This is a genomic window from Pseudomonas sp. AK-TSAG1-1 (genome assembly GCF_056821665.1).
Genome location: NZ_CM165965.1, coordinates 3055264 through 3067981, shown reverse-complemented (window position 1 = coordinate 3067981; position 12718 = coordinate 3055264). Strand labels below are relative to the sequence as shown.

Sequence of the window (12718 nt, the reverse complement as noted above, 5' to 3'; positions counted from 1 at the left end):
GCCCGGGTGCTGTCAACCGTTGCGGTGATCGCGCGCCGTTGCACAGACACACTGCGACCCTTTGCGTGCGGTAACTATGTACCACCCTTGCGCCTCTTCCGGTTCTTAGTCTGTCGTCTCCATCCACCGGCGCGTTCGTCCGCGCCCTGACAGAGACCCGAAAATGTCTGTGCCCGTCCCCCCGCTGCTGTTCCCACAAATCCTCGACGCGCCCGGATTGTGGAGGTCGCTTGGCAACATCCACGGTCTGTCGATCAAGGATTTTGACTGGCTGGCCCATGTGCGACTCGCAACCGCAGCACTGCGTCACCAGCAAACGCCGCCGCTGGTTGCCCACCGCGTGTTGCTGAACACCGAAGACCCCCTGGCCATAATCCTGGCGGGTAGCTTCATTCTCAGCAGCACCCCTGATGACCGGGCTTTTCTGCTCTACACACCCTTCGACGGGCTGAAGAAGTTCGACAGCCTCGCCACGTTGACCCGCCACCTGGAGCAGCGGCTTGAGGACGCGGATGAAGACGACCGGCTGCTGGCATTGCTTGCAGTCTCGCAACGCAAACATCTGCTGGAGAAACGCGGCATCCGCGTGACCTTCCAATTCATCGAGGGCGACATATTCGACGATCAGAAAGCCGCCATCGAGCACTGCTGGCAACTCAACGTCAAGGCCATGCTCGACGAGTTGGTGCAGCTGCCCGAACTCGACATATTGCTCGGGGAGATTCTCAATGATCAGCTCATCGGGGCCATGCCCGGGGTCAATCAGGCCCTGACCAGGGTCGGTTTCTATGCTGCATTGGCACCAGACGATGAACTGGCACAAGCCAGCCGTCCGGGACGCTGGCTCGATGCAATGACGTTGGGCAACGCGGTGCTGCTGCACTATCGACATTCCGGCTGGCCGGGCGCCCAGTCGCGCGTCTACTCCCACCCGCGCAAGCCTTCGCTGGCCGGTGACTAGGATCATTGGGAGGCGGCAGTAAAAACCGTGTCTGGCCAGTTGCTCGTGCGGCTATACGAACGAATGGAGGCCTATTGGAATGCGGTATGCGCCGACGGCACCTCACGGCGGGAGTTTTTCTGTCGGGTGCTGCGCGAACAGGCCCGGGCCGACATCCTGCTCAAACGTGAAGCCCGGATCATCGATGCCGACAAATGCGACAACGTGCTGGCCTGGATCGACCCGCACGGCACCTCCGGACGACGAGGCGCTCTAGGAGCCGTACACCTGTGGCAATACCCGCCCAACCACGTCGAACTGGCCGGCTCGCTGATGCTCAATCACACCGATGCCTGCCTGTACACACCCTCTCAGGGGTTGCAGGTACTCGAGGACTACAACGACCTCAAGGACACGCTGCTGAGCAAATTCCACACGACCGGCCACGACGATGAACTGTACGGCCTGTTGAGCCTTGAAGAGCGCCAGCGATTCATCGGGTTCGATCAACCGCATGTCTCGGGCGAACCGCTCGGCGGCGAGATCTTCAAGGGGCTGATGGAGGCCATCATCACCAAGCAACGCAAGAACATCGAGTATGTCCTGCAGGTGTTCCGCCACAGCGACGGAGCAATCAATATCGCCGCCCTGTTCGACAAGGCACTGGATATTCGTTCGATGCTCCACGAACAACTCCTCAAACTCGATACCGGGGGGCGCTGGAGTACCCGGCTGGCAATCACTGGCAGCCAGCTACCCTCAATGCTGCTGGCGGATGTCGCTGCCACGCAAATCAGGTTGTTCAACAGCGTGCTGCCGCCGATCGCCGAAGAGTTCGCGGCGCAGCCAATCACCAGCGCGGTGCAACAGCGCAGCCATCTGCAAGGTATCCTGGCCAAACTGGCGCATTCGTTTTATGTGGGTGTTACGGGTGAAGCGCGACTGCGTGTCCTCGGCGGCAGCCAGCGGCTTGCCGAACAAACGATCGTCGACACGGTATTCAACGCCAATCGACCGGACCAGCAGCGCCGTAACGGGCTCAACGGCTTCCGGCCAGATGCCTGGTCTCTGACTGTGCAGACCACGGGACAGGACACCGAACTACCGTTGGCCAACTGCGTCCTGTTGACAGAGCGCGGCGGACTGGATGCACAGCACTCAGGGCGCACAGTGTTGTGGTCGCCAGCCATGGGGCTGGAAGTATTCGCTTCCATCGACAGCGCCCGGCAGGTGTTGAACCAGCGCCTGTGCCAGCCTGACAAGCGCCTGGCACTGTTGGAAAACCTCTCACCGTTGATCAACGGATTTCATCAACGGTACACGTTGGGGCCTGTGCACCTGATCAACGACAACGTACTGCAAAACCGCACGCAATCAGCCATCGAGCACTTTCTCCAACATTGCGAGCGGGTGCGCAACCTGAAGCTCACAACACCCCGCGAGGAACAAGCCCTCAGAGCGCTGAGCGGACAACTGATCAACGTCAATCTGCGGCGAGCGATCGCTCTGGCCAGGGCACTCAACACGCAGCAGACGCTGCCCACCTGGCTAGGCATGGCCCCACTCGACGAACAGCAATTGCACCTTGAACTGCTCGAGCAATGGCGCCACAGCGCCAGCGATGGCAAGGATTACCTGCATGGCTTGCCGACCTTGCGCGAGTACATCCATCGCCGACTCAAGAGCCTGCTGAGCAGCCGTTTCCAGGCCCCGGAACTTGACCCGGAACACATCGAAATCACCCCGCTGCGGGCCCTCGCCGGCCCGGCCGTGAACCTGGTCGACTTCGCTCTGATCCATCCCCATATCGCTGAGCAAACCCGCTTCAAGATCACCTCGGGCAACGCGCAGATGCTGCCGGCCGGACTCGACCAGCAGGCGATACGCAGCCTGCTGCTGTCTCTGGATATTGGCGCTTTCGCCGATGCGATTTACACCACCTTGACCCACAATGACGCCAACGCTGCGCAGCGCAAGCAACGATTCATCCGCCAGTTACCCTGGCAACTGCTGCAACATGCCCATCAGCTCAAACTGCAACAGCATCTTTCGAGCAAGGCTTTCGATCTGTTGACCCAGGTGCTGGACATGCCCGATGCGCTCGCCCGTGCGACAGTGGCGGGCGCGAACGCCATGATCAGACCGGTAAAGTTGATCAAGACCGCAGGCGCTGCTGCGATCAAGGCGCTTGGGCTGTATCTGATCGGCCCGGCGTCCGGACATGCCGGGCCACAGGTGCTTTATTCGCCGTATCACGGTGAACGCGTGTTCAGCGAATTCGAGAACGATGCTGCCGTCATCGCCGCCTTCAACCTGCCAGGTGCCTTGCAAAACTCGCTGCTGCGGCGCTTGCCGCAGAATCAACAATCGAGCTTTGCAGCCCTGTTCAAGGCCAGCGCCGGCCAGACGAGCGAAATGACGCTGGCCTCCTCCGCATTCACTGGCAATGCGCTTGAATATCTTTTCAATGAAAGCCTGCCGCTGCTGAAACGATTGCTCGGCAGTCATGCGATACCTTCGGCCCATGCGGACTGGGAGGCGGTGAAAACCCTGTTCAGTCAAGGCATCCAGCTGATCCGCGGACTGCTCCCGGGCAAACTGGCCTATGCGCAGTTTCTCTGGCAAAGCTACAAGGACTTCCTCGACTCTGCCGAAGCGCTGCAGGACCATCACTGGACGCGCGCGCTGGCAACCTTCATCGCCGGCGGCGTGGAGATGATCTCGCTGGGGCGCTTGTCACTGGAGTCAAAGCTGGTGCCGCCGGTTGCACCTGAGCAAACACCGCTTGCGCCCCCTGTCAGTGCTCCCCACTTGACCGAGATCCAACCAACGGCCCCAGCCCGGACGATATTGCAGACGTTCGAAACGCCGACAATTGCCTTGCAGGACCTGACCCCGAATCCGCCCGATGGCACTTATCAGGACGTGGCGAATAACACCCGCTACGCCGCCGTCGCCGGCAAAGTCTATCCGGTGGAGCGGCCCGGTGCGGTCTGGCGTATCACGGGGGCCGATCAGGCCGGGCCGGTGTTGCAACACACTGCGTCTGGGCAACTGGTTCTCGACCCGGATCAGCATACGGTCCATTTCGGCAAGGCGCTGTCGACAATGCACAACCGCCTTGCCAACGACCGGGAAACCAGGCTCTGGTTGAACATCGAAGCCCAAGGCATGACCGAAATCCGCGCCCGGCACCCGGAAAAGGCCCGTGCCCTGGAGCAGGCAGTCGATCTGGCCCGCTACTACGCCTTTAACAGTCTGCACAACCTGGCCCAACTGAAGAACCATGCCCCCGGCACTCGGCTGGATACCTTCCTCAAGGCATTTTTTGACGTATCGCGAATCGACGCCGATGTGCTCGCGAAAATAAAACAGGCCATCGTGCCCATCTGCAACGCCTTGGTAGATCCGACTGAAGACCTGATGAACACCGAACGCTTCGTCGTCGGTTCGAACAAACACCGACAGACCCGCCTGATCGCCTTTGTGCTGGATGACGACTCACGCCGCAAAGTGCATTTCACCGAGAACTTCTTCAATCAAGGACTCGACTGGTACAGCGACGGTCTGACCGAGCCGTTCAATGTTCAGGGCCACGCCCAGGCGTCGACGCTGATCCACGAATTCGCGCATCAGTTTGGCAAGGCAGTGGACATTGCTTCGCTGGAGGCCCGGCGTCCGTTTACCGATCTGATTGCAACGGTGACCGGTTACGGTGCAGCCATGAAAGAAAGCCAGAAACGCTTTCAACGTGAAGCACTGTCGCTCGCAACCCCCCGCGAAGAACTGTTCGCAGTCTGGAGCCACGCACTGCGCGAATGGATGAGCGTGGACTCGATTCCCGGGTTGTCTCACGTCGGCAAGGAAATCCTCAAGGCCACCGCCAGCACGACCATGGAGGAGGCGCGAAGGGCATTCCTGAACCCGCGCAACGCTGACGCACGCATCGACACGATCCTGCGCAATGCCGACTCGATTGCTTTCCTGATCTGTGAAATGGGTCGACAACTCGACCCGCTCACTCAGCCTGTTGAAGGGCTCAGTTGAGCAAAAAAAACGCAGGCCCATGGGCCTGCGCATGCGCCTGCTACGTGTCAGCGTCAGTCTTTCTGATCGCGCAATACGTTGCCGGAAGCACCATCGATGCGGAATTCGTAGACGACGCCATCCGCCTTGCGGCCCTCGCCTTTCCAGTAGCCATTGTTGTCTGCCTCGATCTCATACACTTCGACATAACCGGCCTTGGTCTTGACGATCTCGATAGCCTTCTCGATGGTCACCCAGCCTGCGCCTGGCCGGTCGGCCATGGCGGCACCCGCGCTGAACAAGGCGGCAGTGGCGATAACAGCGGCAAAGGTTCTTTTGATCATTTTTTCACTCCATTTGTGGATGATGTTCCTCGGATGTCCTGTTTTTGGGCGCCAGACGGAAAAATAAGTTCCACTTTGATGGGCAATTGCCATGACGGTTGTTCTCGGCACTTGGCCCGCAAGGTTAGAATGCAGCAAACCAGGACGAGTCAATGACCCAAGAATCCCTCTCGGAAGCCGAATACGATGCGATCACCGATGCCGCCGCGCACTGGTGCATGCGTCTGCACGCTGTCGATTGTTCCGCCGAGGAGCGTCTGGCTTTCGAGCAATGGCGCGACGCCCATCCGCTGCATGCCTTCGAATATGAAGCGATGCTGGAAATCTGGGGCGTCGCTGAGCATTTGCCACGCCCGCAACCGACTCTGAATGTGCCACTGAACAAACCCGCCCTTGCCTGGCGGCGCTACGCAATCGCCGCCAGCATCTGCGCCCTGGCGTTGCCACTGGCCGCCTACAGCGGCTGGAACCTTGGCTGGCTGCCCAACAGCTACCAGCACTTCGCCGCCACCGACAATGTCCGTCAGGTCACGTTGAACGATGGCAGCCAGGTCGAACTCAACCTCAACAGCGAACTGACCTTCAGCAATTACAAGGACGAACGTCGGGTCACCCTGAAAAAAGGTGAAGCGTTTTTCGAGGTCAGTCACGACCTCACCCACCCCTTCGTGGTTCGGGCCGCCGAGGGCAAGATCCGCGTGACCGGCACCCGCTTCAATGTCTGGCTCTATGAAGACCAGGTGCGGGTCAATCTGATCGAAGGCTCGGTGCTGGTAACCAGCAACGCAGCACTGCCCGGCGACGGCTTGCGTCTGGGGCCGGCCATGCAGGCGCAGTACCGGCATGGCGACTACATGCCACAGATCAGCCAGACCTACCCCAACGACAACGCGCTGGCCTGGCGCAGCGGCAAACTGGTGCTGGACAACCTGGCACTGAACGAAGCCCTGCCACTGATCAATCGATACCTGAGCAAGCCGCTGAAGCTCGCTGACGCCAGTACTGGAGCGATCCGCGTCGGCGGCGTCTACAACATCAAAGAGCTCGGCGGACTGGTCAACACCTTGCCCAAGGTGCTGCCGGTCTACCTGACCCGCAACACCGAGGGTGACCCGGTGATCAACTCGATGCCCCGCCAGCCACCAAAACCTGAAGCATGAAACCTGACAACAAAAAAGCCGCTGCTCCTCTTCAGGGGGCAGCGGCTTTTTCGTTCAGGCCTCAATCAATCGCTTACTGCTCGGCCACCTTGGCCGGCTGAACCGCAGCCTCACGAATGGCCTGCACCTGATACTGCGGGTCAGCCTTGATCTGCGCCTCGGTGAAGGGCATGACGCTCCACTGCTTCTTCGAAAACGCTTCAGTCTGGTCCCGGGAGTATTTCGACGCCGGGTCACTGGACAGGGAAAACGCCAGCAGCCCCTGCGCCTGCGGGCCTTTGTCGTCGAATGTCACCACTTGCAGATAGCTGGTGCCGCTGACCACTTCGAGCTTGCCGTCTTCACGCGGCACACTCTGGATCGCGTTGTAGATGCCCAGCGTCCCTGGCCCGCCGTGAATTGCCGTTTGCCGGGCACCGCTGCTCACCACCTGAATATCACCCCAGCGGGTGTCAGGCTTGAGCCCCGTTTTCTCAGCGGTAGCAGCAGACGCCAGCATCGCTTCACGCAGCGCCTTGCTCACCGCCGGTTGTTCGATTGCCAGCCCGCGCGGCGTGTGTTGCGGGTCTTTCGGATCGAACGGCACCCGCCAGATAGCCGGTGACTCGAGCAACGCCTGCATGATGTTCTGGAAATGCACCAGCCCGATGCCCGAATCCAGATTCGCCCGGCCGTCCCAACCCTTGAGGCCGGCGCAAACCGGCTTCAGTACGGCCGCGTCGGCAGCCAGATCGGCAGCGCAGAACTTCAACAGATCGGGCAGCACCTGCGTCGCCAGATACACGTTGTCATCCATCACCATCTGTTGCAGATCCTTGAACGCCACCGGCCCTTGTTTGCCCAGCGTGCTCAGGCGATCCAGAGCAAATCGCGCACGCAGGCCCAGTGGCTGGCCGTCCTGGCTGATCAGCGGCGAGAAACCGGTCAGCGGTTGCGCCGGGTTTGCCAGCCACGCCGAATCATTGGAATGCTGGACGAAATCCTTGCGCAGCAGCTGCGGCAGCTGGTTGGCGGCATAGATGCCCGGCTGCGCGGCTTGTGGGTCGATATCCCACGCGCAGGCGCTGTGCGAACCGTCCAGCACAATCATCTGCAAACCCGCACGCGGATCACTGCACCGGGCGAGTTTGTCAGCGCTGACGTTGGGTACCACCGACAGGTTCATGTACAGCGTCTGGCCCTTCTCATCCACCGCCAGGGTGTTGACCCACGGGATGCCCTGGATCTTGTGTACCGAATCCTGCAAATCCTTGAGGTTTTCGGCCTGATTCATCGCGTACCACTGGGTCAGCACGCGATCGTTGCCCAGGTTGGCATCGCGCAGGCTGTAGGCGTACTGATGGTCCCAGTCGAGCTTGCCCGGCCATTGCACGATCGGGCCGAACTGCGAGCTGTAGACATCGCGCGCTACCGGCACAACCTGACCGTCCGCCTGTTTGACCTGCACGGTCACGGTCTGCTTGCTCATCGGCAGCGATTTGCCGTCGAGCAGGTAGCGAGTCGGGTCTTTCGGATCAAGTTGCAGGCGGTACAGGGTGAAGTGCTTGGATGAATCGACCGTGTGGGTCCAGGCCAGATGCTGGTTGAAGCCGATATTGATCATCGGCAACCCCGGCAATGCTGCGCCCATGACGTCGAGTTTGCCGGGAATGGTCAGGTGCATCTGGTAAAAACGCATGCCGCCGACCCACGGAAAATGCGGATTGGCCAGCAGCATGCCGCGACCGTTGAACGAGCGCTCGCTGCCGACCGCCACGGCGTTGCTGCCGCGATCCAGAGCGAAGCGCTGCATGCGCGCGTCCGCGACCTGATAGGCGTGTGCATTGCTGTCGATCTGTGCCGACGCCTGCGGCGGTGTTGCGCCGGCCAACGCCTCGGCGAACTGCCCGACCCCGCCCTCGACCAGCAGCCGACGCGTGAGTTTCACCAGGTCCTCGGCGGCGATCTCGCGCACCCATTCACCTTGGCACTGCTGCGGCAAACCCTGCTGGCGACGCTCGGCGAGGTAGCGGTTGTAGCCTGCGGCATAGCCTTCTACCAGCTCGCGCACTTGCGTGGGTTGTGCCTGCCAGAACGCGGCGACTGCCTGCGGGGTATTGAGCCAGGCGAAGAACACATCGCTGACGCGGTTTTCGCGCTCCTCGACGGTGAACTGGTCCGGGCCGAAATAACGCGAGCGCTGACCATTGACCGTGACGATCTCGTTGGCCAGCAGGCACAGGTTGTCCTGGGCGTAGGCGTAACCGATGCCGAAGCCCAGGCCCCGCTCGTTTTCTGCCCGGATGTGCGGCACGCCAAACCCGGTGCGGCGAATCTCGGCGCTGGCCTGAGCAGCACTGGCCTGAGTGGCGGGACTGAACGCATGGGCCGACAGACTGAGCCCGAGGAACGCGCCGGCAAAGGCCAGCCCGGTTAACTGTCTGGAAATAATCACACACGCTCCTGATCGATAGGACAAGGATCGACGCGTGCGCCGGATCCAGTCTGAAGTTGACGCATGCGCCTGGGCGCAAGGTGGCTGATCAGGAAACGAATCCGGGGGGAAAAATTTAGGCCGCGCACCCACCGGACAATCCAGTGGTTACGGGAAAACAACGAATAAGCGACAAAATTTCTACATATTTCCTTTCATGATTCGCCGTGCTGAAACGTCTTGTTCAGTGAGAGCTGCCAAAACGTTTCCTGATCAGGCTCTGAAAAGGAGTAACCCCATGTACAACTCGCAACTACCAACGGACGGTAGCCAGGCGTCACAAGGAGCTTCCATGAGCCCCCGCGCGAGCAGTTTCGCACCCAGCCCCGAGCGACAGGGCAATGAGCGCATTCGCCTGCTGCTCAAAAGCTTTGGCCTGCGTACCAGCCTGATTCGTCTTAAAGTCATCGACGCCCTGCTGGTCGCCGCGCAAAGCGATCGACGCCTTGGCGTGCGCGGCGTGCACAGCCAACTGCTGGACCTGGACGTCCCGCTGTCGTTTCTCAGTGTGCGCGAAGTATTGAAGCGTCTGTGCGCCGAAGGTGTCGTCACCTTCAACCCGGACAAGAGTTACAGCCTGCATCCACAGGCTGCTGCAGTGCTCAATCACGATTGAAGCGTCCCGCGATCGCCGTCAGGGTTTGACCTTGCGGCGCATCACCCCGTTGATCACCACCACGACCACCGCCACGCCGATGGCGATGTACTGGAACATCTTCTCGCTGATCATCCCGGCGTTCTGCAGCCAGGACAGGCCGAGCATGATCGCCAGCACCGACAGGGCGATCAGTATCGAGTATTTCAAACGTTGCTTCTGGGTCATTGCGGGTTCCTGAAACTTTCAAATGTATCCGGTTTGTATCCGATTGCATGCCATGCACATACCGTGTCACGGGGATGGGCCGGGGCAAACGCGGTCTCATGTTACAGCCGATGAAGAGTTTTGGCTTCATGACGGCGTAACCATGAGGATCTTTGAAATGTTCCGTCGAATCACCTGGCTGATTCCCGTCCTTGCCGTACTGACCTTGAGTGGCTGCATCATTTTTCCCCACGGAGGCTGGCATGACGATCACCATCGCTACCAGGAAGGCCCCGGTTATTACCATCGATAGAACAGGATTGTTCGCCTGCCGATACGCCTGAAGTACCGGCCGAGAAACACCACAAGTCTTTTCAGCAACCACCATGCCCGCCGCCCGGCGGGCATTTTTTTGCGCGCGCCACCCCCGGAAAAGCACCGATACCCGACGGGCACCGAGTCACTTAAATACGTTGTAAGTATTTGAAATTTCATGTCGCAGCAAAGCATTAGAGGCTGCGACGACTCCGCCTCTAGTCTCTGCGGACTTTCTCGATCAATGGAACAGGGATGTCATGCAGAGAACTTTGATCGTAATGAGACCGGTGCAGATAATTGGATTCTGCCTGGCCATTACCGCTTTTGAATTGATCACGTACATGGCGAGCGACATGATCATGCCCGCCATGCTGACGGTGACCGACGAATTCAACGCCGATGCCCGGCATGTACCCAACGCCTTCAATTTGTACCTGATCGGCGGCGTCTGCCTGCAGTGGCTGATCGGCCCTCTCTCCGACCGTTATGGCAGACGGCGCTTGTTGTTGCTCGGCTGTGCGCTGTTCGGCCTGGCGTGCGGCGCTGCGGTCATGACGCAGCGCATTGAAGCGTTCAACGCGTTGCGCCTGATTCAAGGCATGGGCCTGGGCTTCGTGGTTGCCGTCAGCTATCCGACGTTGCAGGAGGTGTTCTGCGAAGCCGACGCGGTGCGGCTCATGGCCTTGCTGGGCAACGTGGCGCTGTTGTCGCCACTGCTCGGGCCGTTGCTCGGCAGCTTGTTGCTGGAATGGCTGAACTGGCGGCAGCTGTTTCTCGGCCTGGGGGCGGCGAGTGCCGTGGTCTGGCTCGGTCTGTTGGTCTGGATGCCGGAAACCATCGGTGTGGTGCGGCGCGACGGGCAGCAACAGGCACCTGCAGCGTTCTCGTTCAGGCAACTCCGCCACCGTTACCTCGTACTGCTGCGCAACCGCCGATTCGTCGGCAGCAGCCTGGCGCTGGGCTTGATGAGTTTGCCCCTGATTGCCTGGATCGGGCTGGCCCCGGTGCTGCTGATGCAGCGCCTGGAATTGTCTGCGCTGGAATATGGCCTGTGGCAGATCCCGGTGTTCTCGGCGGTGATCATCGGCAATCTGCTGCTGGATCGATTGCTGACCACGCACACGCTATTGCGGGTGATCGGCCTGTCGTTATGGCCGTTCTGCTTCGGCTTGCTGATGCTGAGCGCCGCAGCCCTGTTATCAGCGTCTCTGGTATGGGCAGTTGCCGGTCTTGCTGCGTACGCGCTCGGGCTGGGCATGAGCAACGCTGCGCTGTACCGGCTGGCACTGTTTTCCAGCGATGAAGGCAAAGGTCTGGTCTCGGCGATGATCGGCATGCTGTCGATTGCCGTGATGGGCGCCGGCGGATCATCGATTGCGCTCATTGGCGGCGGCGAGAGCCTCCAGTCCTTCTCCCTGTGGGCGGCCCTCGGCGGTCTGCTGTGCCTGCCCCTGCTCCACTGCTTGCTGCGCAACAACCCTGCGGCGCCCGCCGCGCCAAACACCCATCAATAAGGATATTCGATGACTCGATTCCCCCACAGCGATGCGTTATGCGCGTTGCCGCAACCCTATTGCCCGGCTTCCGTACCCACGGGGTTGTTCAATCAGGCCATGGCTGAAATCACACGGTTCCACGCGAGCCATACGCCCGGTTACGGCCATTGGTTGAGCGCCCACTCCATCGATATCGATGCGCTGGACACACTGGACGACTGGGCGCAACTGCCACCGATTTTCGCCAGCTTCTTCAAGCAGCACTTGTTGCTAAGCCCCACGGGTGAAGACGCACTGGAACTGACCTCCTCTGGCACCAGCGGGCAGAAGAGCCGCATGCGCTACGACTCGCGCAGCCTCGGGGCCGCGCAGTACATGGTCGGACGAATTTTCGCGCAGTACGGCTGGATCACTCCGCACACGCCTTGCAATTACCTGCTACTAAGCTACGAACCAGAGCAAACAATCACCTTGGGCACCTCCTTCACCGATCAATTCCTGTGTCGCTTTGCCCCCGTCAATCGGCTGGTGTATGCGCTGCGCACCAATGGCGACGGGCATCAGTTTGATCTGTTCGGTGTGATCTCAGCCTTGCAGGCGTTTGCCGAAGAAGGCCTGCCGGTACGCATATTCGGCTTCCCGGCGTTTCTCTGGGAAACCCTGCAACGCATGCGCGCCACCGGTGTGGCGGATCTGCAACTGCCGGCGGGCTCACTGGCATTTTTCGGCGGTGGCTGGAAAACCCGTGCCACCGAGGAAGTTCCCAAACAACAGCTGTACGCGCGGATCCAGCAACAACTGGGCATCGACGCCCAAGACTGTCGCGATGGCTATGGTGCGGTCGAGCATGCGGTGCCTTACATCGAATGCGCTCACCACCACTTTCATGTGCCGGTCTATTCAAAAGTCTACGTGCGCAGCGCGCTGGATTTTTCCGTCTTGCCCTATGGACAGCGGGGTTTGCTGAGTCTGGTCTCACCGTACATATCCTCAAGTCCGGCGCACGCCGTGGTCATGAACGACCTTGCTACGCTGCACCCCGGCACACGTTGTGACTGCGGACTGCTCAGCGACTGGTTCGAACTGCATGGCCGCGCCGGCACTACAGCCGCCAGGAGTTGCGCCATGGCTGCCTCCGAACTGCTGGGGAGGCACTGAC

At 60.4% G+C, this 12718-nt stretch carries 10 protein-coding genes; 7 read left to right on the top strand and 3 right to left on the bottom strand.

Annotated elements, in window-relative coordinates; translation table 11 throughout:
• Positions 1 to 163 precede the first annotated feature (163 nt).
• Both AC1UK9_RS13635 and AC1UK9_RS13630 read left to right on the top strand, forming a co-directional pair.
• Positions 164 to 961 carry a hypothetical protein gene (locus AC1UK9_RS13635; protein WP_482580411.1) on the top strand — a complete coding sequence of 266 codons (798 nt, stop codon included), beginning with the start codon at positions 164 to 166 and terminating at the stop codon, positions 959 to 961.
• A gap of 63 nt (positions 962 to 1024) precedes the next feature.
• Positions 1025 to 4987 carry a dermonecrotic toxin domain-containing protein gene (locus AC1UK9_RS13630; protein ID WP_482580410.1) on the top strand — a complete coding sequence of 1321 codons (3963 nt, stop codon included), beginning with the start codon at positions 1025 to 1027 and terminating at the stop codon, positions 4985 to 4987.
• Positions 4988 to 5040: 53 nt separating this feature from the next.
• Here the strand turns inward: AC1UK9_RS13630 and AC1UK9_RS13625 are convergent, their stop codons facing one another.
• Positions 5041 to 5310, bottom strand: a complete 270-nt coding sequence (locus tag AC1UK9_RS13625) for a PepSY domain-containing protein (RefSeq protein WP_025109971.1) — start codon at positions 5308 to 5310, stop codon at positions 5041 to 5043.
• A 152-nt stretch (positions 5311 to 5462) separates the two neighbouring features.
• Between AC1UK9_RS13625 and AC1UK9_RS13620 the strand changes: the two genes are divergently transcribed.
• Complete coding sequence (locus tag AC1UK9_RS13620; protein WP_473015662.1) at positions 5463 to 6470, top strand: FecR family protein; 1008 nt, start codon at positions 5463 to 5465, stop codon at positions 6468 to 6470.
• Between the two features lie 73 nt (positions 6471 to 6543).
• Here the strand turns inward: AC1UK9_RS13620 and pvdQ are convergent, their stop codons facing one another.
• Positions 6544 to 8904, bottom strand: a complete 2361-nt coding sequence (gene pvdQ / locus AC1UK9_RS13615; protein ID WP_482580409.1) for a bifunctional acylase PvdQ — start codon at positions 8902 to 8904, stop codon at positions 6544 to 6546.
• Between the two features lie 277 nt (positions 8905 to 9181).
• Between pvdQ and AC1UK9_RS13610 the strand changes: the two genes are divergently transcribed.
• Positions 9182 to 9559, top strand: a complete 378-nt coding sequence (locus AC1UK9_RS13610; RefSeq protein ID WP_025109974.1) for a fe2+ zn2+ uptake regulation protein — start codon at positions 9182 to 9184, stop codon at positions 9557 to 9559.
• A gap of 18 nt (positions 9560 to 9577) precedes the next feature.
• Here AC1UK9_RS13610 and AC1UK9_RS13605 read toward each other — a convergent pair whose 3' ends face one another.
• Entirely contained in the window at positions 9578 to 9766 is a 189-nt protein-coding gene (locus AC1UK9_RS13605) for a hypothetical protein (RefSeq protein ID WP_025109975.1), read from the bottom strand.
• A 157-nt stretch (positions 9767 to 9923) separates the two neighbouring features.
• Between AC1UK9_RS13605 and AC1UK9_RS13600 the strand changes: the two genes are divergently transcribed.
• The 3 genes from AC1UK9_RS13600 (at position 9924) to AC1UK9_RS13590 (ending at position 12717) form a co-directional block, all read left to right on the top strand.
• A complete protein-coding gene (locus AC1UK9_RS13600) occupies positions 9924 to 10058 on the top strand; it encodes a hypothetical protein (protein ID WP_007961861.1) in 135 nt (44 codons plus the stop codon).
• 262 nt (positions 10059 to 10320) lie between these two features.
• Positions 10321 to 11577, top strand: a complete 1257-nt coding sequence (locus AC1UK9_RS13595; RefSeq protein ID WP_482580407.1) for an MFS transporter — start codon at positions 10321 to 10323, stop codon at positions 11575 to 11577.
• A gap of 9 nt (positions 11578 to 11586) precedes the next feature.
• Positions 11587 to 12717, top strand: a complete 1131-nt coding sequence (locus AC1UK9_RS13590) for a LuxE/PaaK family acyltransferase (protein WP_482580406.1) — start codon at positions 11587 to 11589, stop codon at positions 12715 to 12717.
• Position 12718: the final 1 nt, after the last annotated feature.